Origin of the sequence: Bradyrhizobium commune, from assembly GCF_015624505.1 — a bacterium.
GTDB lineage: Bacteria > Pseudomonadota > Alphaproteobacteria > Rhizobiales > Xanthobacteraceae > Bradyrhizobium > Bradyrhizobium commune.
On the sequence record NZ_CP061379.1, the window covers coordinates 3,324,660 to 3,348,669 of the forward strand.

Here is a 24,010-nt window from a genome sequence, read left to right on the forward strand (position 1 = left end):
GCCTGATCGGAGGCAAGTTCCGTACCGGGGCGGCGATCCTGTCCGGTCGAGTTTTTGTTCCGCCGTGGTCGAGCGCCGGTCCGTCCGGCTTGGCCAAATAGACTGCATCGGACGAGGTCTCCGATCAACTGGCAATGGAGGCGGCAATGGGCATCGAACATCCGAAATACAAGGTCGCAGTGGTGCAGGCGGCGCCCGCCTGGCTCGACCTTGACGCCTCGATCGACAAGTCAACCGCGCTGATCAAGGAGGCGGCCGAGAAAGGCGCCAAGCTGATCGCCTTCCCGGAAGCCTTCATTCCCGGCTACCCCTGGCACATCTGGATGGACTCACCGGCCTGGGCGATCGGCCGCGGTTTTGTGCAGCGTTATTTCGACAATTCACTGTCCTATGACAGCCCGCAGGCTGAGAAGCTTCGCGATGCCGTGCGTAAGGCAAAACTGACGGCCGTGATAGGCCTCTCCGAACGCGACGGCGGCAGCCTTTATCTGGCGCAATGGCTGATCGGCCCCGATGGCGAGACCATTGCAAGGCGCCGCAAGCTGCGGCCGACCCACGCCGAGCGCACAGTCTATGGCGAGGGCGATGGCAGCGATCTCGCCGTCCACGCCCGGCCCGACATCGGCCGTCTCGGCGCGCTGTGCTGCTGGGAGCATCTCCAGCCACTGTCGAAATACGCGATGTATGCCCAGAACGAGCAGGTTCACGTTGCGGCCTGGCCGAGCTTCTCGCTCTACGATCCCTTCGCGCCGGCGCTCGGCGCCGAGGTGAACAACGCCGCCTCGCGCGTCTATGCCGTGGAAGGCTCGTGCTTCGTGCTCGCGCCTTGCGCGACGGTGTCGCAAGCCATGATCGACGAGCTCTGCGACCGGCCCGACAAGAACGCGCTGCTGCATGTCGGCGGCGGCTTTGCCGCGATCTATGGCCCCGACGGCAGCCAGATCGGCGACAAGCTCGCGCCGGACCAGGAGGGGCTGTTGATTGCCGAGATCGATCTCGGCGCGATCGGCGTGGCCAAGAACGCAGCCGACCCCGCCGGACATTATTCGCGTCCGGACGTCACGCGGCTCTTGCTCAACAAGAAGCCCTACAAGCGGGTCGAGCAGTTCGCGCTGCCGGTCGACACCGTCGAGCCAGCAGATATCGCTGCGGCGGCGAGTTGATCGTCGCAATCAAGGGGAGGGCACGATCCATGGAATCCGCAATTCCTGTACATCTCGAAACCCCGCGCACGCGCCACAAGCGCGTGCCGGACGATTACCAGCCGCCATATCCGTCCTTCGTGGCGCGCTACAAGCCGGCCGTGAGCCGGGTGGTGATGGCCTATTTCGGGGTGCAGTATCGCGGCGCGGCGCCGGTGGCCGCGACGGAGGCGCTGAACGAAATCGCAGGACTGTTCGCTGCGGCCAACGGTCCCTCTCATTGGGACCGCGCGCAATATCGCGACCAGGCCGGCTACGAGAACGTCGTCACGGTCGCCTATTGGGATGACATCGCGCGCTTCGATGCCTGGTTTGCGCCGGCGCGCGAGGTGTGGACCGGCAAGCAGCGCGAGGGCATCGGCGCCTTCATCGAGGTTCTGCGTCCCGCTGTGGCGCGGCATGAGACGCTATTCTCCTCGCTCGGTCGCCCCGAGGGTGTCGCAGTGATCGCCGAAGGCATGAGCGGCGAGGTGCAGGAGCACGCCTATTGGGGCGGCATGCGCGATCGGATTCCGCTGTCGCAGACCGATCCGATGTCGCCGGGCGATAATCCGGAATTGATCCGTGACGGCGCGCGGCTGCGGGTCAAGGCGCATGACAATCTGTGCCTGATCCGCTCCGGGCAGGATTGGAGCGATACCGAGGCGTCGGAGCGAAAGCTCTATCTCGACGACGTCGAGCCAGTGCTGCGCGAGGGCATGGATTTTCTGCGCGACGACGGCGTTGCGATTGGCTGCTACGCGAACCGCTACATGCAGGTGCTCTCGGCCGACGGCAGCATCAGTGAAAAGTCCTACGGCCAGAGCTGGTGGAAGAGCCTGGCTGCGCTCGAGCGCTGGGCGGAATCGCACCCGACCCATGTCAGGATCTTTGGCGCGGCGATGAAATATCTCTCGACGCTCGGGCCTGCCGCAAAGCTGCGGCTCTATCACGAGGTCACCGTCGCGGCCGCCGACGAGCAGTTTTTCGAATATCTGAACTGCCATCCGAAGACGGGTATGCTGGCAGCGGTCGAAAGGGTGGGTGCCTAGGCCACGCAGTGCTTGATCACCTCGGGATGCGCGGCGCAGATATGATGCGCACCAGCGTCCCGCAGCTCGGCCTCGCTGCCGTAGCCATAGAGCACGCCGATCGCGGTCATGCCGTTGGTTCGGGCGCCGACCACGTCGTGGCTGCGGTCGCCGATCATGATTGCGCTGGCGGGATCGACCTTTGCCTCGTCGAGCGCGTAGCGGAGCAGGTCGCGCTTGTCGACGCGGGTGCCGTCGAGCTCGGAGCCGAACACGCGCTCGAAATGCGGTTTCAGGCCGAAATGCGCGACGATGCGGATGGCGTAGACCGCGGGCTTGCTGGTGGCGACGAACATGCGCGGCGTGGTCGCGGCAAGCGTCGTCAGCGTGTCCGTGATGCAGGCATAGGCTTCGTTCTCAAACAGGCCGATATCGCTGAAGCGCTCGCGGTAGAGCAGCAGGGCCCGATCGGCTAGCTCGTTGGTTCCGGTGAGCTTCTTCAGGCTGGCATGCAGCGGCGGACCGATGCACCAGGTCAGCTCGTCCTCGCTGGGCACCGCAAGGCTCAGCCGCTCCAGCGCGTACTGGATCGAGCGGGTGATCCCGGGTTTTGGGTTGGTCAGCGTGCCATCGAGATCAAAGAAGATTATCGCCATCGGGCCCCGGCCAGCGTTCATATTGCCGCCCGTTGCTAGTGGGAACAGGCCTCAAGTCAAGGCCCGTTGCGTCATTGCTGCCGGGTCCATTCGACGATCGCGGCAGCGTCCGGGCCGGCCTGCGTCTCCCAGCTGGCGATCGCGTCCGTTGCGGCTTTGCGGAGCGCTGTGACAAGGGCTGGCGGCGCGGGCTCGGCGATCTTGACGCCGTTGTCGCGCATGCGCGCGTAATTCTCGGCCGTGCGATGGGCCAGCAGCGCGAACTGGCTCGCCTCGGTCTCGGAAGCTGCGGCCAGCACCTCGCGCTGCATCGGCTCCGACAGGGCGGCAAATGCCTCGTTGCGGACGAAGGCGATCGAGACCGGCATCGCGTAGTTGATGGCCGTGAAATAGGGCAGGAAGTCCCAAAGCTTGCGTCCTGCACCACCGTCGCCCGAGGTGAGGAATGCGTTCAGTTGGTGGTCCTTCAGGCCGGCAAGCGCTTTGTCCATCGGCAGGAACTGCGCATTGGCGCCGGCCGCGCGCATCACCACGCTGGAATTGGCATCGTAGGCCCGCAAATTCAATTTCGGCAAATCGTCGGCGCTTTCGAGCACATGGTCCGACCAGAGGCCCGTGGCCGGCCAGATCGTCAAATAGAGCAGCTTGAGGCCGCGCGCGGCGAGCGCCTTCTCGTAGAGCGGGCGCGCGCGCAAATTAGCGGCGCGGGCGACGTCGACCGATTGCACCAGGAACGGCAGCGTGGAGAAACCGAGCGCGGGGTCGAGGCCGGACAGTGCACCCGCAAAGGCATCGCCGCCGGCGATCTTGCCATCCTGCGCAGCGCGCGGCATCTCGCCTGAGCTGATCTTGAGCTCGTTGTCGAACGCATTGGCCAGTGTCAGGAAGCCGTTGGTGCGTTCCGACACGCGCTTGGCGAAGGTCGAAAGCCCAATCCCGGAAATGTTATTCTCGGGATATTCGGTGGTCATCCGCCAGCTGACCTGAGCTACGGCCGGCGCGGCAGACAGGGCAAGTGCGACGAGGACGAGGATCGCGCGGATCCCTTTGGCGGGGGAGTGCATTGGGAGAAGCAGGTCAGGCAGCATATATTGGCAACTCGTTGAACCATGGTTCGATGCCACAACATGGCACATCACCTTGTTGCATGCCGCGCCGGTGCGCGCCACCGTGATGCCTGCACCCAGTTGGTGCAGACTGCATCGCGCGTCATCATCGCGCTGCTTGTCCTGGTGACGGCGGCGGCGGCATGGGATGGCTCACCGGCAAAAACCAACGTCGCGGTGCCGAGCGTCGAGGAGCTGGCGATGCCGCCGGCAAAGCCCGCGGATGCACGCGAGAGCGACACGCGGGAATCGATCTGCCTGATCATCGAGGCGGCCGCGCGCGATGCCAACCTACCGCTGGAGTTCTTCGCTCGCGTCATTTGGCAGGAGAGCCGCTTTCAGGCCGATGCGGTCGGCCCCATCACGCGCAGCGGCGAGCAAGCGCAGGGGATCGCGCAATTCATGCCGGGCACCGCGAGCGAACGCGGGCTGCTCAATCCCTTCAATCCGGTGCAGGCGCTGCCGAAATCGGCGGAGTTTCTCAACGAGCTGCGCAACCAGTTCGGCAATCTTGGCCTCGCAGCCGCCGCCTACAATGCCGGGCCGCGGCGGGTGCAGGAATGGCTCGCCGGCACCGGTCCGATGCCGGAGCAGACCCGCAATTACGTCTACGCCATCACCGGCGCGACGGTCGAGGCCTGGGCCAAGGCGGGAGCGACCGGCAAGGGGCCGCCGAGCTCGCCGCCGACGAGTTGCCGCGATCTGATGGCGCTGTTGAAGCGGGCGCCAAATCCCTTCGTCGCCGAGCTCGAGCAGCATGTGGAGCTTGCCGCCGCAAAAATCTGGGGTGTGCAGCTCGCCGCCGGATTCGACCGCAACAAGGCGCTGGCGATGTATTCCCGTGCCGTCACGCGGCTCGCCGCCGTGGTCGGAGATCGCGATCCGAGCCTGCTCTCCTCGGTGGTGCGCAGCCGCGGTTCGCACGCCTTTTACCAGGTGCGGATCGGCGCCGACACGCGCCCCGAGGCGGACGATCTCTGCAATCGCATCCGCAAAGCGGGCGGGGCGTGCTTTGTGCTGAAAAATCGCGGCGTGAGCGGGTAGCGGGCGCGCGCATGCCAGCCCCGCCGCGGGCTTCCTTGACGCGGTCGCCCGCATTGCCCGTTATGCAGGCACGATTCCGCAACCGTCGGCCAACCTCCCGTGCCGCTACCTCCGCTCGATTCTCCTCAATGGCAAAGTCCGTGGCGCGCCTTCGGCTGGGGGCTGCGCTCGATCACGCAGACGATCCTCACGCTCGTCCTGTTCGCGACTTATCTGGGCATTGGCGCGCTCGCCCATGACAGCCACTTCAGCCTGGTCTGGGCGCTGTCTTCCACGCTGTTTGTCTGGGCCGGGCCGGCGCAGATCATTTTGATCACGACGCTCGGCTCGGGCGCCACCATCATCCAGTCCGCGATCGCGGTCACCGTTAGTGCTGTCAGGCTGTTTCCGATGGTGGTTTCGGTGCTGCCGCTGATGCGCACGCCGACGACCAAGCGGCGCGAGCTGTACTTTGCGGCGCATCTTACGGCCGTCACGCTGTGGGTCGAGTGCCATCGCTTCCTGCCGCAAGTGCCGCGCGAGCGGCGCATCGCTTTCGTCAACGGCCTTGGCTTCGGTCTGGTCTCGGTGTGTCTCACCGCCAATACGATCGGCTATTTCCTCGCCGCCAATCTGACGCAGACTTTGGGTGCCGCGATCCTGCTGCTGACGCCGCTGTCGTTTTTGTTCTCGACCGCGCGCAACAGCCGCGAGGTGGCCGACGTCGTCGCACTCGCGCTCGGGGTTCTGCTTTATCCGATTGCGGCGAAGATGAACTCCGGCCTCGACATCCTCGTCAGTGGCCTTGCAGCCGGCACGATCGCCTATGGCGTGCATTGGTGGCGGGAGGTGCGCGCATGAGCGCCGCGCAACTCATCGGCGACTGGCAGGCGCTGTTCGTGCTGTTCGTCGCGGGTGTCATCCCCAATCAGATCTGGCGCATGCTGGGCCTGTGGTTCGGCGGCGGCATCGACGAAGGCTCGGAGCTGCTGGTCTGGGTGAGGGCGGTCGCGACCGCGATCCTGGCCGGTGTCATCGCCCAGATCGTGGTCGAGCCGCCGGGCGCGTTGGCAAGCGTGCCCGACGTCTTGCGCTACGGCGCAGTCGGCGCCGGTCTCGTCGTCTTTCTCTTGACCCGCCGCTCGATCTTTGCCGGCGTGGTGGCCGGTGAAGTCTTCATGCTGGCCGGCAAGTGGTGGTTGGGCTAAAACCACTTCCGAATAGCAAGGAACGGGACATATGGTTCGCGAAAACGAGCTCCGCGAGGGCGAGGTCGCCATCGAGCTGCCGTCGACGGAGGACGCCGGCCTCGTCTTCATCGGCCGCATCCGCACGCCGTGGACATCGCGGCTGGAGACGCCGCGGCAGGGCCGCCACGACGGTCCGATTTGCCGCCTCGAGATTTTTGAGCCGTTCGTGCCGGCAATCAAGGGCGTCGATTTCTACAGCAATCTCGAAGTGCTCTACTGGCTCGACAAGTCGCGCCGCGACATCGTGCTGCAAAGCCCGAAGAACAACGAGAAGACCCGCGGCACCTTCTCGCTGCGCTCGCCGGTCAGGCCCAATCCGATCGGCACCTCGATCGTCAAGCTGGTCGGCATCGAGGGCAGCACCATTCTGGTGCGTGGTCTCGACTGCATCGACCATACGCCGCTGATCGACATCAAGCCCGACCGCTGCGAGTTCACGCCGCTTGCTGCGCCGCAGGCTGGCGATTTCCAAACGGAGTGAGGGCGTCAACCCGCCTTCAGCGCCGCGATCAGCTTGGTCGCGTTCTCCTCCAGCACCTTGACGTCTTCCTTGCGGCTGGCGGCCGGCAGCATCGCCACGCCCTCGTGGCGCGGCATCACGTGCATGTGGAGATGAAACACCACCTGGCCGCCGGCGGATTCGCTGAACTGATGCACGCTGATGCCGTCGGCGTCGAACGCCTTCATCGCGGCAGCGGCGATCTTGTGCGTGCCGCGGGCGACATGGGCGAAGTCGTCCGGCTTGATGTCGAGGATGTTGCGGGCCGGGGCCTTCGGGATCACCAGCGTGTGGCCGGGCACGCGCGGCATGATGTCGAGGAAGGCGAAAACGTGCTCGTCCTCATAGACCTTGTGGCAGGGAAACTCGCCGCGCAGGATCTTTGCGAAGATGTTGTTGGGGTCGTAGGCGGTCATGGCAGCAGCTCCCAAGAATTTAACGCATAGATTTTGCGCTTACTGTCATCAGCCTCGGCGAGCCGTCAAGGCGCCTCGTCGGCACCTTTGCGGAACGGGCCGAGCTCGGCGAGCTCCCGTCCGGCTTCCGCGACATAGGCGCGCTCGCGCTTGAGGTAATCGTCGATGGCACGGCGCAGGCCGGGATCGGCGATGAAGTGGGCGGAATGGGTCGTCCGTGGCAGGTAGCCGCGCGCAATCTTGTGCTCACCCTGCGCGCCGGCCTCAACATGGGTCAGGCCGCGCTTGATGGCAAAATCGATCGCCTGGTAGTAGCAGACCTCGAAATGCAGGAACGGATGGTGCTCGACCGCGCCCCAGTTGCGGCCGAACAGCGTGTCCGAGCCGATGAAGTTGATGGCGCCGGCGATCCAGTGGTCGTTGCGGCGGGCCATCACGAGCAGCACGTCCTCGCTCATGGTCTCGCCGATCAGCGAGAAGAATTCGCGCGTGAGGTAGGGGCGGCCCCATTTGCGCGAGCCGGTCTCCATGTAGAACGCGAAGAAGGCGTCCCAGGCATCTTCGGTGATGTCCTTGCCCGTGAGCCAGTGAATGGTGACGCCGGCGGCGAGCGCATCGCGCCGTTCCCGCTTGATCGATTTGCGGTGACGCGAGTTGAGCGTCGCGAGGAAATCGTCGAAGCTGGCAAAGCCCTCATTGTGCCAATGAAACTGCTGGTCGGTACGCTGGAGGAAGCCGTGCCCGGCGAGCAGCTTCCATTCGGCCTCCCGTGCGAACGTCACGTGCACAGAGGAGGCCTTGCTGACGCCGCACAGCGCCACCAGGCCGCTCGCGAGCGCCTCGGTGATGCGCTCGCGGTCGACGCCGTCGCGGACCAGTAGCCGCGGTCCAGTCGCAGGCGTGAAGGGAACCGAAACCTGAAGCTTCGGATAATAGCGGCCGCCGGCGCGCTCATAGGCGTCCGCCCAGCCGCGGTCGAAGACGTATTCGCCCTGGCTGTGCGATTTCAGATAGCAGGGCACGACGCCGACGACGCGACCATCGAGCTTCGCCGCCAGATGCCGTGGCCCCCAGCCGGTGCGGATGGTGGCTGAACCCGATTTCTCAGCGGCGGAGAAAAACGCGTGCGAGACGAACGGGTTATAGGCGGGCTTTAAGAGGCCAGCCGAACCGCCTGGGAGCCCGGATAAGGTTCCCATGCCATGCCCGTTGCAGGCCTTGCCAGGATTGGCGCAGGCGTCCCAATCCTCCGGCGAAATTTCGCTGATGGATGGGACGGCTTCGAGCGTGATGTCGGATGATGCCATTGCGCCCAAGATCGTGCATTGCAGCAGCGACTTCAAGGGCGGGGACATCAAGCCTGCGGCACAAACCCCTCGAAGATCATTTGATCGGCGTATTGGCCGACACGCGTCCGCTGCTCCGGCGTGCGCACGGTCCAGCCGAGCAGGGCGCAGCCGAACACATTGCGGGCGATCCAGGGGGCGGGGGCCGGAAGGTGGTCGACCTTGTAAGCAATGAAATGCGGTTGGGTCTGAAAGCCGTGGCGCAGGTACAGCATGCTGTCGCGCTGCGCCTGCGTCAGGTCAGCCCAGTATTCGTCGTCATAGCTTCGCTGGGCGACGATGCCGCGCGGGCGCGAGGGCAGAAGCTCGCGGAGCGCCAGCACCTGGTCGGGATCGAAGGACATGCCGACCGCGGGACCCTGATAGGGCGCCAGCACCTCGGCCATCCGCTTCACCAGCTTGCGGTCGCCGTCAAAATGGCTCTTCACCTCGATCACCAGCGGAACGCGGCCGGCAACCATGCCGCAGAGGTCGGACAGCGACATCATCCGCTCGTCTGTGGCCTTGAACTTGATGGCCCTCAGCTCGGCTGCAGTCTTCTCAACGAGGTCACCGGTCGCCTCGGTGAGGCGGCCGAGCGCATGATCGTGGTGCACCATCGCCTCGCCGTCGGCGGAGAGCTGGATGTCGACCTCGATCGAGAAATTGCCCGCGATCGCAGCCTGCACCGCGCCCGGCATGTTTTCCACGATGCCGCGCGAAATATCGTGCAGGCCGCGATGGGCGACCGGCCGGGCTGTCAGCCAATCAGGAGCGCGCATCCGGCTCAGGCGATCTCGAATACGCCTTCGACCTCGACGGCTGCGTCCGCCGGCAGCGAGGCGACGCCGACGGTGGTGCGGGCGTGACGGCCCTTGTCGCCGAAGGCCGCGACCATCAGGTCGGAGGCGCCGTTGAGCACTTTCGGCCCGTCGAGGAAATCGGGGGCCGAATTGATGAAGCCGCCGAGGCGCACAACGCGTACGACCTTGTCGAGGTCGCCAAGCGCGGCCTTGACCTGGGCGAGCAGGTTGACGGCGCAGCCGCGCGCGGCCGCCGCGCCCTGTTCGAGGGAGACGCCGCCACCGAGCTTGCCCTTGGCGATCAGCTTGCCGGAGGGATCGAAGCAGACCTGACCGGACACAAACAGCAAATTGCCGGTGCGCACGAACGGCACGTAATTGGCCACAGGGGTGGGCGCCTCATGCAGCTTGATGCCCTGATCCGCCAGTTTCTGCTCGACCGTGCCCGCCATGTTCGACCTCGATGTCTGAAAACTCATATCCGTTCCGGCCGTCGCGGCCGGGCGCGCCCTGTTTCGCCCATCGTGCCGTCACATGCAAGCAAGCCGACCGGGCCGCCGCGCTGCATTTTCTTGAGGCAGGACAGGAGGTTCAACCAAGAGGCGCAACTTTCCGTGAAACGGCCCCAGTTGCGACGCAATGGAACGGTCATTAAAGTGTCGAATCTGCGCTTCCCCAGGGAACAGACATGGTGCACCTTTTCCGGACTTCGCTCGGTGTGATGGCGCTCGCGGCGGCCGCTTTCGGGCCCAGCGGCGGGGCTTATGCGGCCAACGGTCCGTTCCTCGCGCATCAGGCGCTCTATGATTTGAGCCTTGTGAAATCGCGCTCCAACTCCATCAACAGCGCGCGCGGCCGCATCCTCTACAATTTCGCCGGCAGTAGCTGTGAGGGTTACACCTCCGAATTCCGTCAGGTCTCCGAGCTCGACAGCGGCGAGGGCAAGATCACGCTGAGCGACCTCCGCTCCAATTCCTGGGAGGATGCGGCGGGGAAAAGCTACCGCTTCAAGATCGAGACGCGCATGAACGAGACCGAGGCGGGCCTGGTCGACGGCTCGGCGGAGCGCGACGGCGACCACATCAACGTCAAGCTGAAGCTGCCGGCGCCGAAGAATTTCACCCTGGACGGCAAGATCGTTTTCCCGACCGAGCAGATCCAGCGCATCATTGCGGCGGCCAAGGAGGGCAAGCCGCTGCTCGAGCTCTCCGTCTATGACGGCTCCGACGATGGCGAGAAGGTCTACAACACCCTGACCGTGATCGGCCAGCCGATCCCGGACGACCGCACCGCTTCGCCCGATCCGTCGACGTCGGACGAGCACATGAAATCGCTCAAACGCTGGCCGGTCACCGTCAGCTATTTCGACCGCGAGGCCCAGCAGAAGGAAGGCGAGCAGACGCCGGTCTATGCCATGTCGTTCGAGCTCTACGAAAACGGCGTCTCCCGCCAGCTCGTGCTCGACTACAACGACTTTGTCATCTCAGGCGCGATGGGCAAGTTCGACGTCAAGGACAGCAAGCCCTGTAATTGAGGGCGGGATCATCCGTCACGCGGCAAGAAAAAAGGGCGCAGCTTCAGTGAAGCCGCGCCCTCTTGATGTGTGCTGCGAAGCAAGGCCCCCGTGGTCTCGCTCTGCCGTTAGGCTGCCAGCGCGTTGGGAGCCAGGCTTCCCGACGCCACCGCATTGTGCTCGGTGATCATCGTGCCGCCATGTCCATCCGAAGCCAGCGTGAAGTTCGCGGCCGCGTACTGGCCGAGCAGGGATAGCGACGCCGAATTGGTACCGTCGCTGAGGGTTAGCGCTCCGCTCCCATTGCCGGGGTCGGCCGCATAGCCTAACGTCGTCCCTGCACCGAAGGCGATGTCCCTGAGGTCGAGCATGTCGGTGTCGCCAAACCCGGAGATCTGACCCGAGAACAGATCGGAGCTGTCGAGCTGGAGCGTGCCGTTTCCGCCCTGGAACGTGACATCGGCTGCTGCGCCACCTTCGGCGACATGCTCGAGACCACCCGAGATGATCGTACCGTTGGCGATACCGCTGTTCACCAGCTCGACGCCGCCACTGTGGACGATCGTTCCGTTGGTGATGCCGCCCGAGACGGTCTGAAGGCCGCCGCTGTTCACGACCACGTCGTTGGCCACGCCCATGACGTTCTCCTTGCCGTGATTTCCGATCACGGTGTCGTCGACGACGCCATAGATGTATTCGGTGCCTCCGAGATTGGTCGTGTTGTCGGCGGTACCGTAGACAAACTGATAGCCCGCGCTGATGACCATGTTGTTCGCCAGGCCGCCGACCTGGATCATGGCGTAGCCGCCGGTCAACACCGTGGCGCCGTTCGAGATGCCGCCGGTGTCGACGACCTCGTAGCCGCCGGAATTCACCGTCGTGTTGGTGGACGTCGCGCCGGCGCTCACGATTTCATAGCCGCCGCGGTTGACCGTGGTCGCCACCGAGCTGCCGCCCGCGCTGACGAACTCGTAGCCACCGCTATTGACGATCGTACCGCTGGTGAAACCGCCCGAGGTGACGACTTCGTAGCCGCCGCGATTGACCACGGTCGCGACTGCCAGGCCGTAAACCTCGACCTGCTGCGTTGCGCTTGTCAGGGTCGTGCCGCTCACGACGCCGCCGCCAAGCACGGTCTGCGTGCCGCCGGTCATCACCGTGTTGTTGGCGACGCCGTCCCAGACGATCTGCGACCCGCCGCTAATATGCGTACCGGACGCGGTGCCGCCAGCCAGCACATATTCGGAGCCGCCGCTCATGGTCGTGTTGCTTGCGACGCCGCCGCTTCCGATGAATTGCCAGCCGCTCGTCATCGTCGTGTTGATCGCGGTGCCGATAACGTCCTCCTGGCCACCGGCAATGGTCGTTGCGCTGACCATCGCGCCGCCATAGACGGCCTGGTAGATACCGTTGCCGAGCGTCGTGCCGCTGGCCACGCCGCCGGAATAGACCCATTGCGCGCCGGTGCTCAGGTTCGTTCCGGTCGCGATACCGCCGTCATAAATGGCCTGAACGCCGCTGCCGGTTGTGCCGCTGGCCGTTCCGCCCGAGTAGATGTTCTGGGCGGCGCCGTCCAAGGTGGTGCCAATCGCCCGGCCACCGTTGAGGATGTTCATGACGGCGCCTCCGGCGATCGTCGCATCGATGTCGGTGCCGAACACGTTCTCGACGGCAAGACCGCCCAGGAAGGAGTCGACGGCCGTTCCGCCGGAATCCACCACCAGCAGGCCGCCGCCGTTTACGACCGTCGCACTGGCTACGCCGCCGGCATTGATTTCGAGCGTGCCGCTCCACAAGACCAAGGTCCCATCGGCGGTCGTCCCGGAGCCGACGTCCAACGTCTCGCCGGGCTGCACTGTGTCAGTCATCGCATCTCTCCTGTAAAATTCACTGTGTCCTATTGCCGTTCTGCGTCCCGAACCCCGGGATCGCTTCGATCGTGCGTCGTACTTGGTCGAAGGTGATCAGCCGCGTGCATTCGAATTGCCGCGGAGTGTCCTTGTGGCGCGGGCACCACAGGAAGTCTTTGTGGTCGAACCTGTGAACAGGATCGTTCCAGCAGGAATTGCAGGCGTGGTAGTTGACGACGCGGTGCGGCGTCGTGAACTCATTGGTCGGATGCGTGAAGCCGCTGATGAGGACGACGGGCGTTCCGGTCGCCCAGGCAAGCCACGACAGCCCGCTCGACAGGCCGATGAAGAAGGCCGCGTGCCTGACCCAGCGCGCGCGCTCCTGGAGCGGGCGGTCGCCAGTCTCGTCCTCCGCTCCGTGCGGAATGTGGGTCCAGACCACGCCGGAGCCGTGAACGGGCTTCTGGTCGATACAGATCACCCGGTAGCCGGCTTGTTTCAGGAAGCGGACCGTTTCGTGCCAGCCATGTGGATTGTTCCAGTATTTGCACTGCGTGGTGCTCTGCACGGCGATGCAGACATAGGGCTCGGCGATCGGAGGGGTGTCGTCAGCGAGCGCAATTTGCGGCGGCTGTTCGGTCGGATCCACGCCGAGGATGTAGCCTGCGGTTCGATGCAGACCGACGTGACGGAAGTCGCAGGGCTGAAACATCCGGTCGTGGTCATCGAAGAACAGCCCGATACTGTATGTCGCGTAGTAGCGGCGCGGATCAACCTCGCCGTGAGGGAGCAATGTGATCTCGGGATACGCCGTGCGGAACAGCGGGATGACCTTTTCGGACATCGTGCAGGTCAATCGGCAATTGTGCAGGGCACGAAATCTGGCCGCATAGGGAAACCATCCGATCGTATCGCCGAGCGTCACCTCGGGGAGCTGGATCAGGACGTCGCGATCGGCTGCCGAGTAGTCGTGCTCGAGCACGATCTCGTCCTTGACCCAGATCTGGAGGCGGATACGAACGAAGTAGCGCTTTGTCGAATTGATGCGGCCGGACTTGATCTCGGTCTCGAACAGGACATTGCCGCTGTCGATATCGCAGAGCCTGACCCGGTAGGGACCGTTGTTGTCGGGGAGCCAGACCCTACAGCCGTCGTTGAAGTCGAAACGAATCCCCAGCGGGCCGGACTGGGTCGGCACGTCGGCTGGCGGGCGGAAGGGCAGCTTATCCGGAACTGCCGGGGAGGACGTCCGCGTGCTCTCCGGCGGCGCGGCGGCGTCAGCCGATGCGGGCGGCGGTGGCCGGGATGAGCCGTTCGCAGCAGGAGCGGGAGTTGGGACGTGGGCAATATTCATCGGGAAGCAGTCGGCAATGGACTTCGTCTGATGGCGTTGGCGCGGGAGCTGGTTGCTATCGCTGTCGGGTCGGCGCCGTCATCGGCGTCCGAAGTTGATTGTGGTGACGTGCGCCAATTATAATATGCGCATCATATTTGTTATCATAACACAGTGAGTAACGTTTTATTCCAGCTCATCCTTATGTTGTGGCGCGCGCTAACGCGTCGGATCGCCGCTATCGATTGTTGCGGGAAGGCGCCCCGCGGTATCTCGCGACGAATCATGACAAGTTGATCGGCGCGTCTCAGATGATGAGGACCGAATAGGTCCTATTTTGTAGATACGATGAGCGTATCGCGGAGTTGCTGTTGGTGCCGATCTGGATGCCAATGGGTATCGGAGGCGTTCCGCGAGCGGCACTGAAGAGGCGTCAAGGCCGGCGGTCCAATTCAAATCCACATTCGTATATGAGTCGCATTTGGTAGCTATAACATAGATCGTTAATATATCATACTGATTTGGGCGCGGCCTGCGCATTGTGCCTGATGTGGGATGCAAGGAGCAGACAATGCGCCCGTCGGAGTGTCTTGACGTGATGGAATGGGCATTTTGCGGGGCTGCGCATGGCTGACGATGCGGTCCAGGCGTTGCCCAGTGATCCCGGCCTTCATGCGGTCGTCGCCTTGTTGCGTCTGAATGGCGTGGGGGTAAGCCCGGATCAGGTTCGGCATCAATTCGGCACCGGGATCGGCGTGACCGAGATCCTGCGCTGCGCCAAGGTCTTCGGTTTGAAGGCAAAGACGATCTCTGCGCGTTGGGAGCGGCTCGCCGGGATTCCGATGCCCTGCATCGCGGTCCTGCGCGATGGCGGATTTTTGCTGCTCGGCAAGGCCGGGGACGACAAGATCATTGTCCAGGCGCCGGAAGCTTCGAAGCCGGATCTCATGACCCGGGCCGAGTTTGAGGCCGTGTGGGATGGCCGGGCCATCCTGATTGCGAAGCGGGCACTCCTGACCGATCTCAGCCGACGCTTTGACATCACGTGGTTCCTCGGAGCCATGCAGAAATACCGGCGGTTGCTCGGCGAGGTCCTGGTCGGGTCGTTGTTCCTCCAGCTGTTCGCGCTCGTCTCGCCGCTGCTGTTCCAGGTCGTGATCGACAAGGTGCTGGTCCATCGCAGCATGACCACGCTGGACGTGCTGGTGGCCGGGCTGATTGCGATCGCGGTGTTCGAGACCATCCTCGGAGCGCTCCGCACTTACCTGTTCTCGCACACGACCAATCGCATCGACGTCGAATTGGGTGCGCGGCTGTTTCGGCATCTGCTGGCGCTTCCGATCGGATATTTCCGGGCGCGGCGCGTTGGCGACTCCGTTGCCCGGGTGCGTGAGCTGGAGAACATCCGCAACTTTCTCACCAGCTCTGCCTTGACGATCGTGATCGATCTGTTCTTCACCATCGTCTTCATCGTGGTGATGTGGTTTTATTCGCCGCTGCTGACGCTGGTCACGCTCGCCTCGTTTCCGTTCTACATCGCCATATCAGCGGGGGTCAGTCCCGCCTTTCGCTGGCGGCTCGACGAGAAATTCCAGCGTGGCGCGGAGAACCAGGCCTTCCTGGTCGAGTGCGTCGCGGGCGTCGAGACGCTGAAGGCGATGGCGCTGGAGCCGCAGATGCAGCGGCGCTGGGAGGAGCAGCTCGCCGCTTACGTCGCGGCGAGCTTCCGCGTCATCAGCCTCGGCAACACCGCAAGCCAGGCGATCCAGCTCGTCAGCAAGGTCGCGACCGCCGCGATCCTCTATTTCGGCGCCAAGCTCGTCATTGCGGGCGATCTGACCGTCGGCGAGCTCGTCGCCTTCAATCTCCTGTCCGGCCGTGTCAGTGCACCGGTGCTCCGTCTGGCGCAGATCTGGCAGGATTTCCATCAGGCACGGTTGTCGGTGCAGCGCCTCGGCGACATCCTGAACACGCAAGCCGAGCCCGTGTATACCCCGGGGCGGGCGGCGTTGCCCGCGATCCGCGGTGATATCAGGTTCGAGCATGTCACCTTTCGATACCGCATCGACGGACCCGAGATCCTCAGCGATGTCAGTGTGAGCGTGCCGGCGGGGCAGTTCGTCGGCGTCGTCGGCACGTCGGGATCCGGCAAGAGCACGCTCGCCAAGCTCATCCAGCGGCTCTACATCCCCGAGAGCGGGCGGGTGCTGGTGGACGGCACTGATCTGGCGATGGTCGATCCGACCTGGCTGCGCCGACAGATCGGGATCGTTTTGCAGGAGAACATCCTGTTCAACCGCACGGTCCGCGACAACATCGCGCTTACCGATCCCGCAATGCCGATCGAGCGCGTGATCGAGGCCGCCAGGCTGGCCGGCGCGCACGAGTTCATCCTCGAGCTTCCCGAGGGCTACGACACGGTCGTCGGTGAGCAGGGCAGCACCTTGTCGGGCGGCCAGCGGCAGCGGATCGCGATCGCGCGGGCGCTGGTGACCAATCCGCGCATCCTGATCCTCGATGAGGCGACCAGCGCGCTCGATTATGAGAGCGAGCGGATCGTGCAGCAGAACATGATTCAGATCGCAAAAGGGCGGACCGTCTTCGTGATCGCGCATCGTCTGTCGACGCTGCGGATGGCCCACCGCATCATCACGATGGATCGCGGCCGTTTGATCGAGGACGGCACCCATGAGGAGCTGATCAAGACCGGCGGCCGCTACGCCACGCTGTTCCGGCTTCAGGCGGGCTTGCATGAAATCAGCTAGCAACAAGGTTGTGCCGTTCCCGGCGAGCAAGGCGCCTGCGAGAAGCAGGGACGAGATTGCGTTTCTGCCGGCGGCGCTGGAGATCGTCGAAGCGCCGCCCAATCCGGTCGGCCGTGCCGTCGGCGCCACGATTGTTGCGGCCTTCGCGGTTGCGATCGTCTGGGCTTGCTTCGGCACCGTCGACATCGTTGCGGTGGCGCCGGGGAAGGTGATCCCGAGCGGCCGCACCAAGGTGATCCAGCCGTTCGAGACCAGCGTCGTGCGTTCGATCAAGGTTGCCGACGGTCAGACGGTGCGGGCAGGGGATGTGCTGGTCGATCTCGACTCGACGATGAACGAGGCCGAGCTGGGGCATCTCAAGAGCGATCTGGTCGGTGCCCAGCTCGAGGCGGCGCGGTTGCGCGCGGCGCTCACCGACGGCGGCGATCCCGTCGCCAACTTCCATCCGCCGGAGGGAGCTCCCGCCGAGCTCGTGCAGGTGCAGCGGCGGTTCCTGGCGAGCCAGACCGCCGAGCAGACCGCCAAGCTGGCGTCGATCGAACACCAGGTCGCGCAGAAGGAGGCCGAGCGGGCGACGATCACGGCGACGATCGGCAAGCTCGAAGCGACGATCCCGCTGCTCCAGCAGCGCGTCGACATGCGCAAGCAGCTGTTCGACAAGGAGCTGGGGTCGAAGATCTTCTATCTCCAGGAGCTGCAGGATCTGGTCGGCCAGCAGCAGGATCTTGTGGTTCAACGGAGCCGATACAAGGAGGCCGATGCGGCGCTGGCTGCGCTGGTCGAGACCTCCACCAAGACGACGGCCGAGTATCAGCGTTCGCTGTCGGATGACCTCGCCAAGGCCGAACAAAAGGCCGCGGGCCTGATGCAGGACGTCGTCAAGGCCGAGCAGAGGAGGAGCTTCCAGCGCCTGACGGCGCCGGTCGACGGCGTCATCCAGCAGCTCGCGATCCATACCGTCGGCGGCGTCGTCACCCCGGCGCAGGCGCTGATGGTGATCGTGCCGCTGGAAAGCCGGCTGGAGATCGAGGCGATGCTGTCGAACCGGGACATCGGCTTCATCGAGGTCGGCCAGGACGTGGCGGTCAAGATCGATACCTTCAATTTCACCCGCTATGGCCTGTTGGACGGCAAGGTCACGAGCGTGTCGCACGACGCCATCACCCGCGACAGGCCCGCCGACAAGAACGGCGAGAAACCGCCGGGCGCGGAGGACAGCAGCGAGCCCAAGGGGCAGGAGCTGGTCTACTCGGCCCGGATATCGCCCGACCGGGGCCGGATGCTGATCGACGGCAGATACGTCAATCTCTCACCCGGCATGGCCGTGACCGTCGAGATCAAGACCGGGACCCGCAGCATCATCAGCTATCTGTTATCGCCGCTGGCGCGCTATCGGCACGAGAGCCTGCGGGAGCGATAGCAGCGTTGGCGTCAGGCGCGTTTCCGGATAGGCTTGCGCCCGACGAAGAAACGCCAGGGAACAACATCATGCCCAAGCTCGATCATCTCCGCCCCAGCGGCCTGCATCACAATCCCGCTTACTCCCATGTCGTCACCGCCACCGGGGCGCGCACCATCTACATCTCCGGCCAGGTTTCGACCGATGAAGAAGGGCGCATCGTCGGCGAGGGCGATCTCGCCGCACAGACCACGCAGGTGATGCAGAATCTCGGTCTGGCGCTGAAAGCGGCCGGTGCGAGCTACTCGAATATCGTGAAGATCACGACCTTCGTGGTCGGCTACAAGCCGGAGCTGCGCCCGATCATCGGCAAGGCCCGCTCCGCCTTCTTCGAAGGCATGGAGCCGCCGGCCTCGACCCTCGTCGGCGTCTCCGCACTCGCCGCGCCGGAATGGCTGATCGAGATCGAGGCGGTGGCGGTCGCGGATTGAGGGCTCGCCACAAAAATATCGAAAACAACCCCATGCACAGTAGCGGACGGTCGCCGGCGTGACCCGTGGGGCACTCCGCGAAGCACTGGACACGTCGGGCAAAACAGGGGCATGATACGATCATCGGAAAATCCGCATTTGGCTCGGATCGGGGCCGCGCGAGGCCTGACTGTCCCGGATACCGACGCGCAGCGCGAATGGGTGGTGGCTTTCGGCAATGCGCTGGAAAACAAGCAGGTGGAGAAATGATTCTGCAAGATGCCATTCGGATCGCCGCGGCGCTGATCAGCCGCGACGATGGACGTGTGCTGCTCGTCAGGAAACGAGCCACTGAGGCCTTCATGCAGCCGGGCGGAAAGATCGAGGCCGGCGAGCATCCTCAGGCGGCGCTGAGGCGCGAATTGTCCGAAGAGCTCGGGATCGAGGTCGATCCGAACGAGATGATCTATGTCGGACGCTACACGGCGCCTGCCGCGCATGAGCCGGGCCGGCAGGTCGATGCGGAGATTTTCCGTGTGGCCGTCGCGCGGTCAGTCAATCCCGGCGCGGAGATCGAGGAGATCCTCTGGCTGGACCCTAATACGCCTGGATCGGTGAAGCTCGCACCTCTCACGCGCGACAAGCTGCTTCCGCTGTGCTCACGGCCTGCTGGAGCGGATTAATCCCGGCTTGCCTCCGATACATCTCGGAGAGCGGCCATCGCATCTTCGATCATGTCGGAGGGAACGAAAAGATGGTCGTGGTGGAAGGCCGACACGGCGTTCACGCTGATACCGCAATCGGCCAGATGCGTGGTGATAGCCGCAAGGAAGCCAACCGCATCGAGCGCAGAGTGAACCGTCAAGCTAATCAGGCGTGAAGGGAATGCGTACTGCAATCCCGCTGCTTCGGCTTCTTCAAGCAGGATCACCAGCGTCGTTCCTTCCTGCTCGCGGAACGTCATGCGCGGATTGAGTGTTGCAGGAATGCGATCGCTTGCGGCGATTGTGCAGAACACGAAGACACCCGGCTGAATCTCCGGCTTCATGTCTCTCAGGAGCAAGTCGAGATCGCGTTCGCCTGCCATCACTCCTCCGCCTTCTCCGGCCCCTCATACGCAATGCCACGGATCACCGCGGCGCTGCCGAACTTCTTGCGCAAACTGTCCACCGCGCGCTCGGCATGCGCGGCGCGGCGGTCGAGCATGTCGGTGTCGTCGGCGGGCGAGCCCTCGCGCAATGCGCTGACGCCAGCGCCCATCAGGCGGAAGGCGGTGCCGTCGATCTCTTTCGCCAGCATCTCGCGGCAGATCGAGAAGATCTTCGCGGCAAGCTGCGTTGGCGCCGCGATCGACTGCGAGCGGGTGCGCTGGCGGAAATCGGCGGTCTTCAGCTTCAGCGTGACGGTCGAGCCCGCGAGTTCGCTGCTCTTGAGCCGCGACGACGTCTTTTCGCACAGCCGCCACAGGATCTTCTCGAGCGACGCGAAATCGCGGATGTCGGTCTCGAAGGTGGTTTCGCTCGAAATCGTCTTGGCGCCCCGGTCAGGTTCGACACGGCGGTCGTCGATGCCGCGCGCGAGCCGCCACAGCCTGCGGCCGTCGCTCGGGAACTGACGCATCAGCTCGATCTCGTCGGCCTTCTGGAGATCGGCAATGATGCGGAAGCCGCGCTGCACCAGGCGCTCCTGCGTGGCCGGGCCGACGCCGAAGATGAAGCCGACCGGCTTCTCGGCCAGCATCAAGCGCGCGTCTTCCTGATCGAGCGCGGCAAAGCCGCGCGGCTTGTCGAGATCCGAGGCGATCTTGGCCAGAAACTTGTTGCAGGACAGGCCCACCGAGACGCTGATGCCGACATCGCGCTCGACATCGCGGGCAAAGCGCGCCAGCACCTTTGCCGGGATCATGCCATGCACCCGCTCGGTGCCGGAGAGGTCGAGGAACGCCTCATCGATCGAGAGCGGCTCGACCAACGGCGTCAGCGCCTGCATGGCCTGCCGCACCTCGCGGCCAACGCGGACATATTTGGCCATGTCCGGCCTGATCACGGTCGCATGCGGGCAGGCCTCCAACGCCTTATACATCGGCATCGCCGAGCGCACGCCATAGGTGCGTGCGATGTAGCAGGCCGCCGACACCACGCCGCGTTTTCCCCCGCCGATGATGACGGGCCTGTCGGCGATATCAGGGTTGTCCCGCTTCTCGACCGTCGCGTAGAAGGCGTCGCAGTCGATATGGGCGATGGTCAGGCTGGCGAGCGCGGGGTGGCGGACCAGGCGAGGGGAACCGCAGGCCGAGCAGCGCCGCACGCCCATGTCGAGATCGGCCAGACAATCCCGGCAGAAGCAGCGGGGCCCGGCCGGGTCGGGGACGCTCACGGCACGTCGCGCTCCCAGGTCCGGTCGCCGAGCGCGTCGCCCAGCACCTGCCGCGCCGCGGCAACGTTGGTCGGATGCAGTTCCGAGGCCTTGGCAAAGGCCTTCACAGTGGCGTCATCGCGCAGCACGAAATCGAGCGCGCTGAGGAGGAAATTGGGGTCGGAGGCGGCGTTCCGCAGCGTCTCCGGGCCGACCCCCGTCTCAGCCAGGAACAGGCCCAGCCTTTCCGGGTCGCCCGCAATAAAGGACAGCGCCTGAATCGCAACGATTTCAGCGACTTCGCGGGGGTTGTGAACAGGCTTTTTCAAGGGCCCGGTTTGCCTTTCCGTTAACTTTCGGTGTCTACTTTGCATCATGCCCGAGTCTCCGCCGTGAGTCTTGCGACCCCAGACAAGCAACTGGAAACCACATCGCAGAAACTGGCCCCTCGGGTTTAACGAAACTAGAGCGAATCTGAGGCTAGTTTGAATCCAGTTTTCGAAGCGCCGGCGAGCGGCGCCTGAGGCGCTATGGCTAAGACCGTCCTGATCGTGGAAGACAACGAGCTCAACATGAAGCTCTTCCGCGACCTGTTGGAGGCGCACGGCTACCAGACCTCGGGCACCAGCAACGGCTACGAGGCGCTCGACCTCGTGCGCAAGATGCGGCCCGACCTCGTGCTGATGGATATCCAATTGCCGCAGGTCTCGGGCCTCGAGGTGACGCGCTGGATCAAGGACGATCCGGAACTGCGCGCCATTCCCGTCGTCGCGGTCACGGCCTTCGCGATGAAGGGCGACGAAGAGCGCATCCGCGAGGGCGGCTGCGAAGCCTATTTGTCCAAGCCGATCTCGGTCGGCAAATTCATTGAGACGGTCCGGCGTTTTATCGGATAGGAAGTGAGCTCAAAGTGTCCGCGCGTATCCTGGTCGTCGATGACGTTCCTGCCAACGTCAAGCTGCTCGAAGCCCGTCTGTCCGCCGAATATTTCGACGTGATGACCGCTTCGAATGGTACCGAGGCGCTGGCGATCTGCGCCCGCGCCGAATGCGACATCATCCTGCTCGACGTGATGATGCCCGATATGGACGGCTTTGAAGTCTGCCGCCGGCTCAAGACCGATCCGGCCACGCACCACATTCCCGTCGTGATGGTCACCGCGCTCGACAGCCCGGCCGACCGCAATCGCGGCCTGGAAGCGGGCGCCGATGATTTCCTGACGAAACCCGTCTCCGACGTCGTGCTGATCGCGCGCGTGCGCTCGCTGACGCGGCTGAAGATGATGACGGACGAGCTGCGCATGCGCGCCATCACCTCGCTCGAGATCGGCATGCAGGCGCCCGAGCGCAGCGCGGTTGCCGACACCGGCAAGGGCGGCCGCATCCTCCTGGTCGACGACCGCGAGTCCTCCTATGAGCGGCTGGCGACGATCCTCGCCGCCGAGCACACCATCGACGTCGAGCCCAATCCGACGGAAGCGCTGTTCCACGCCGCCGAGGGCAATTACGACCTGCTGATCGTCTCGCTCGATCTGAACAATTTCGACGGCCTCAGGCTGTGCAGCCAGGCGCGCTCGCTGGAGCGCACCCGTCACGTGCCGATCCTTGCGATTGCGGAGGCCGAGAACTCCACGCGGCTGCTTCGCGGCCTCGAGATCGGGGTCAACGACTATCTGCTGCGCCCGATCGACAAGACCGAGCTGCTGGCGCGGGTGCGCACCCAGATCCGCCGCCGCCGCTACACCGACCATCTGCGCGACAACGTGCAGAACTCGATTGAGATGGCGATCACCGACGCGCTCACCGGCCTGCACAATCGCCGCTATATGGAGAGCCATCTGGCGACGCTCGCCGAGCAGGCGTCCACGCGCGGCAAGCCGCTTGCGCTCATGATTCTGGACATCGACTATTTCAAGTCGATCAACGATAATTACGGCCACGATGCCGGCGACGACGTCTTGCGCGAGTTCGCCGTGCGCGTGCGAAAATCGATCCGCGGCATCGATCTCGCCTGCCGCTATGGCGGCGAGGAGTTCGTCATCGTGATGCCGGAGACCGATCTCCATGTCGCCGGCATGGTTGCTGAGCGCCTGCGCCGCTCGATCGCGGGCGAGCCGTTCGCCGTCCACAAGGGCACCAAGCGCATCGAGGTCACGATCTCGATCGGGCTCACCACGCTGGAGCAGAAGGGCGAGGCGGTCGCCGACGTCCTCAAGCGCGCCGACACCGCGCTCTATCGCGCCAAGCACGACGGGCGCAATCGCGTGGTGTCACAGGCAGCGTAAGGCAAGGGGCGCTGCCTCATTCTCGCTGTCGTCCCGGCGGAGGCTTGGCCTCCGCCGGGACGACGGCAATTATTGTGACGCGGGCTTGCGTCCCTTCATCGGCTTTGCACCACCACCACCGCCCACATCCACCCCCGCATTCCGCAGCAGCACCGTGGCCGCTTCCTTCGCCGCGCGGGCCATCGCGGGGTCGTCGCGGACGAGGTCTTGGGCGATCGAGCCGTCGACCAGCAGCACGAGCTGGGTTGCCAGCGCGTCCGAATCCGTAACGCCAAGCTCGATCAACCGCTCCCGAAACCAGACGCGGCGGCTTTCCTTGAAGGCGATGGCGATCTTCTTCACCGCGCGATCGGCGGGGCCGAGCTCGGCGACCGCGTTGACGAACGGACAGCCGCGAAAATCCTTGGCCGCGAAGCGCCGCTCCAGCGAATCGAAGGTGGCAAGGATCTGTTCGGCCGGCGGCTTGTCGGACGGGTGGGCGTGGACGAAGCGGCGCTCCAGATAGGCCGCGATCAGCGCGTCCTTGGAGGGGAAGTGGTTGTAGAGCGTGCGCTTGGAGATGCCGATCTCGGCCGCGATGGTGTCGACGCCGATGGCGCGAATGCCTTGCAGATAGAACAGCTTGTCGGCGGTCTCGAGGATCCGCTCCTTCATCGTCTGTGGGGTCGTCGGGGGAGCCATGCGGCAGCGCAAATCCTGTTTGCTTGACAGCACCGGCCTTCTATAGCCTAAGTACACAGGTCTGTGTAAT

General features: G+C 64.4%; 25 protein-coding genes. 13 read left to right on the forward strand and 12 right to left on the reverse strand.

Translation table 11 applies throughout. The features are described from left to right. Nucleotides 1-146 precede the first annotated feature (146 nt). Both IC761_RS15565 and IC761_RS15570 read left to right on the forward strand, forming a co-directional pair. Nucleotides 147-1,163 carry a carbon-nitrogen hydrolase family protein gene (locus tag IC761_RS15565; protein WP_195804074.1) on the forward strand — a complete coding sequence of 339 codons (1,017 nt, stop codon included), beginning with the start codon at nt 147-149 and terminating at the stop codon, nt 1,161-1,163. Nucleotides 1,164-1,192: 29 nt separating this feature from the next. After that, nucleotides 1,193-2,233 carry a phenylacetaldoxime dehydratase family protein gene (locus IC761_RS15570; protein ID WP_195804075.1) on the forward strand — a complete coding sequence of 347 codons (1,041 nt, stop codon included), beginning with the start codon at nt 1,193-1,195 and terminating at the stop codon, nt 2,231-2,233. Here IC761_RS15570 and IC761_RS15575 read toward each other — a convergent pair. Together IC761_RS15575 and IC761_RS15580 are read right to left on the reverse strand one after the other, a co-directional pair. Then, entirely contained in the window at nt 2,230-2,868 is a 639-nt protein-coding gene (locus IC761_RS15575; RefSeq protein ID WP_195804076.1) for an HAD family hydrolase, read from the reverse strand. The two genes, IC761_RS15570 and IC761_RS15575, sit on opposite strands and share 4 nt — an antisense overlap. A gap of 71 nt (nt 2,869-2,939) precedes the next feature. Continuing rightward, nucleotides 2,940-3,956 (reverse strand): TRAP transporter substrate-binding protein, encoded by a 1,017-nt coding sequence (locus IC761_RS15580; protein WP_195804077.1) that lies wholly within the window; start codon nt 3,954-3,956, stop codon nt 2,940-2,942. Nucleotides 3,957-3,995: 39 nt separating this feature from the next. On the opposite strand from IC761_RS15580, the gene IC761_RS15585 reads away from it, so the two are divergent. The 4 genes from IC761_RS15585 to tsaA all read left to right on the forward strand — a co-directional run bounded on the left by IC761_RS15585 (nt 3,996) and on the right by tsaA (nt 6,728). Then, a complete protein-coding gene (locus tag IC761_RS15585) occupies nt 3,996-5,018 on the forward strand; it encodes a lytic transglycosylase domain-containing protein (protein WP_246791529.1) in 1,023 nt (340 codons plus the stop codon). A 99-nt stretch (nt 5,019-5,117) separates the two neighbouring features. Beyond that, entirely contained in the window at nt 5,118-5,858 is a 741-nt protein-coding gene (locus IC761_RS15590; RefSeq protein ID WP_195804078.1) for an AzlC family ABC transporter permease, read from the forward strand. Then, the gene (locus IC761_RS15595) at nt 5,855-6,205 is read left to right on the forward strand and encodes an AzlD domain-containing protein (RefSeq protein ID WP_195804079.1); all 351 of its coding nucleotides are present in this window, start codon (nt 5,855-5,857) and stop codon (nt 6,203-6,205) included. Before IC761_RS15590 ends, IC761_RS15595 begins: the two co-directional genes overlap by 4 nt. A gap of 31 nt (nt 6,206-6,236) precedes the next feature. Then, on the forward strand, nt 6,237-6,728 hold the full coding sequence (tsaA, locus tag IC761_RS15600; RefSeq protein WP_195804080.1) for a tRNA (N6-threonylcarbamoyladenosine(37)-N6)-methyltransferase TrmO: 492 nt from the start codon (nt 6,237-6,239) through the stop codon (nt 6,726-6,728). Between the two features lie 5 nt (nt 6,729-6,733). Here the strand turns inward: tsaA and IC761_RS15605 are convergent, their stop codons facing one another. The 4 genes from IC761_RS15605 to IC761_RS15620 form a co-directional block, all read right to left on the reverse strand. Then, nucleotides 6,734-7,162, reverse strand: a complete 429-nt coding sequence (locus IC761_RS15605; protein ID WP_195804081.1) for an HIT domain-containing protein — start codon at nt 7,160-7,162, stop codon at nt 6,734-6,736. 65 nt (nt 7,163-7,227) lie between these two features. Beyond that, nucleotides 7,228-8,469, reverse strand: a complete 1,242-nt coding sequence (locus IC761_RS15610; RefSeq protein ID WP_195804082.1) for a GNAT family N-acetyltransferase — start codon at nt 8,467-8,469, stop codon at nt 7,228-7,230. 47 nt (nt 8,470-8,516) lie between these two features. After that, nucleotides 8,517-9,269: a glycerophosphodiester phosphodiesterase gene (locus tag IC761_RS15615; RefSeq protein ID WP_195804083.1), complete on the reverse strand. Its 753-nt coding sequence runs from the start codon at nt 9,267-9,269 to the stop codon at nt 8,517-8,519. A 5-nt stretch (nt 9,270-9,274) separates the two neighbouring features. Then, nucleotides 9,275-9,742 carry a RidA family protein gene (locus IC761_RS15620; RefSeq protein WP_195804667.1) on the reverse strand — a complete coding sequence of 156 codons (468 nt, stop codon included), beginning with the start codon at nt 9,740-9,742 and terminating at the stop codon, nt 9,275-9,277. Between the two features lie 236 nt (nt 9,743-9,978). Here IC761_RS15620 and IC761_RS15625 point away from each other — a divergent pair, with 236 nt between their 5' ends. Then, nucleotides 9,979-10,824 (forward strand): cell envelope integrity EipB family protein, encoded by an 846-nt coding sequence (locus tag IC761_RS15625; RefSeq protein ID WP_195804084.1) that lies wholly within the window; start codon nt 9,979-9,981, stop codon nt 10,822-10,824. Between the two features lie 107 nt (nt 10,825-10,931). Here the strand turns inward: IC761_RS15625 and IC761_RS15630 are convergent, their stop codons facing one another. Further along, nucleotides 10,932-12,671, reverse strand: coding sequence for a hypothetical protein (locus tag IC761_RS15630; RefSeq protein ID WP_195804085.1), 1,740 nt, complete (start codon nt 12,669-12,671; stop codon nt 10,932-10,934). 19 nt (nt 12,672-12,690) lie between these two features. Next, on the reverse strand, nt 12,691-13,851 hold the full coding sequence (locus IC761_RS15635) for an autotransporter strand-loop-strand O-heptosyltransferase (RefSeq protein WP_246791530.1): 1,161 nt from the start codon (nt 13,849-13,851) through the stop codon (nt 12,691-12,693). 761 nt (nt 13,852-14,612) lie between these two features. Here IC761_RS15635 and IC761_RS15640 point away from each other — a divergent pair. The 4 genes from IC761_RS15640 (at nt 14,613) to IC761_RS15655 (ending at nt 19,303) form a co-directional block, all read left to right on the forward strand. Continuing rightward, entirely contained in the window at nt 14,613-16,751 is a 2,139-nt protein-coding gene (locus IC761_RS15640; RefSeq protein ID WP_195804087.1) for a type I secretion system permease/ATPase, read from the forward strand. Beyond that, the gene (locus IC761_RS15645; protein ID WP_195804088.1) at nt 16,738-18,171 is read left to right on the forward strand and encodes an HlyD family type I secretion periplasmic adaptor subunit; all 1,434 of its coding nucleotides are present in this window, start codon (nt 16,738-16,740) and stop codon (nt 18,169-18,171) included. Before IC761_RS15640 ends, IC761_RS15645 begins: the two co-directional genes overlap by 14 nt. A gap of 68 nt (nt 18,172-18,239) precedes the next feature. After that, nucleotides 18,240-18,641, forward strand: coding sequence for a RidA family protein (locus IC761_RS15650; protein WP_195804089.1), 402 nt, complete (start codon nt 18,240-18,242; stop codon nt 18,639-18,641). Nucleotides 18,642-18,886: 245 nt separating this feature from the next. After that, nucleotides 18,887-19,303 carry an NUDIX hydrolase gene (locus IC761_RS15655; RefSeq protein ID WP_195804090.1) on the forward strand — a complete coding sequence of 139 codons (417 nt, stop codon included), beginning with the start codon at nt 18,887-18,889 and terminating at the stop codon, nt 19,301-19,303. On the opposite strand, the gene IC761_RS15660 is transcribed toward IC761_RS15655, so the two are convergent. Genes IC761_RS15660 through IC761_RS15670 form a run of 3 tightly spaced genes read right to left on the reverse strand, consistent with a single transcriptional unit; the run spans nt 19,300 to nt 21,304 of the window. Next, the gene (locus tag IC761_RS15660) at nt 19,300-19,707 is read right to left on the reverse strand and encodes an ACT domain-containing protein (RefSeq protein ID WP_195804091.1); all 408 of its coding nucleotides are present in this window, start codon (nt 19,705-19,707) and stop codon (nt 19,300-19,302) included. The genes IC761_RS15655 and IC761_RS15660 overlap by 4 nt on opposite strands. Continuing rightward, a complete protein-coding gene (locus IC761_RS15665) occupies nt 19,707-20,996 on the reverse strand; it encodes a DNA polymerase IV (RefSeq protein ID WP_195804092.1) in 1,290 nt (429 codons plus the stop codon). Before IC761_RS15665 ends, IC761_RS15660 begins: the two co-directional genes overlap by 1 nt. Beyond that, a complete protein-coding gene (locus tag IC761_RS15670) occupies nt 20,993-21,304 on the reverse strand; it encodes a DUF3572 domain-containing protein (protein WP_195804093.1) in 312 nt (103 codons plus the stop codon). The genes IC761_RS15665 and IC761_RS15670 overlap by 4 nt, the downstream gene beginning before the upstream one ends. A gap of 201 nt (nt 21,305-21,505) precedes the next feature. Between IC761_RS15670 and IC761_RS15675 the strand changes: the two genes are divergently transcribed. Both IC761_RS15675 and IC761_RS15680 read left to right on the forward strand, forming a co-directional pair. Continuing rightward, a complete protein-coding gene (locus IC761_RS15675) occupies nt 21,506-21,871 on the forward strand; it encodes a response regulator (RefSeq protein WP_008566616.1) in 366 nt (121 codons plus the stop codon). Between the two features lie 14 nt (nt 21,872-21,885). After that, nucleotides 21,886-23,259 (forward strand): PleD family two-component system response regulator, encoded by a 1,374-nt coding sequence (locus tag IC761_RS15680; RefSeq protein WP_195804094.1) that lies wholly within the window; start codon nt 21,886-21,888, stop codon nt 23,257-23,259. A gap of 69 nt (nt 23,260-23,328) precedes the next feature. Here the strand turns inward: IC761_RS15680 and IC761_RS15685 are convergent, their stop codons facing one another. After that, nucleotides 23,329-23,940 (reverse strand): TetR/AcrR family transcriptional regulator, encoded by a 612-nt coding sequence (locus IC761_RS15685; RefSeq protein WP_195804095.1) that lies wholly within the window; start codon nt 23,938-23,940, stop codon nt 23,329-23,331. Between the last annotated feature and the right edge of the window lie 70 nt (nt 23,941-24,010).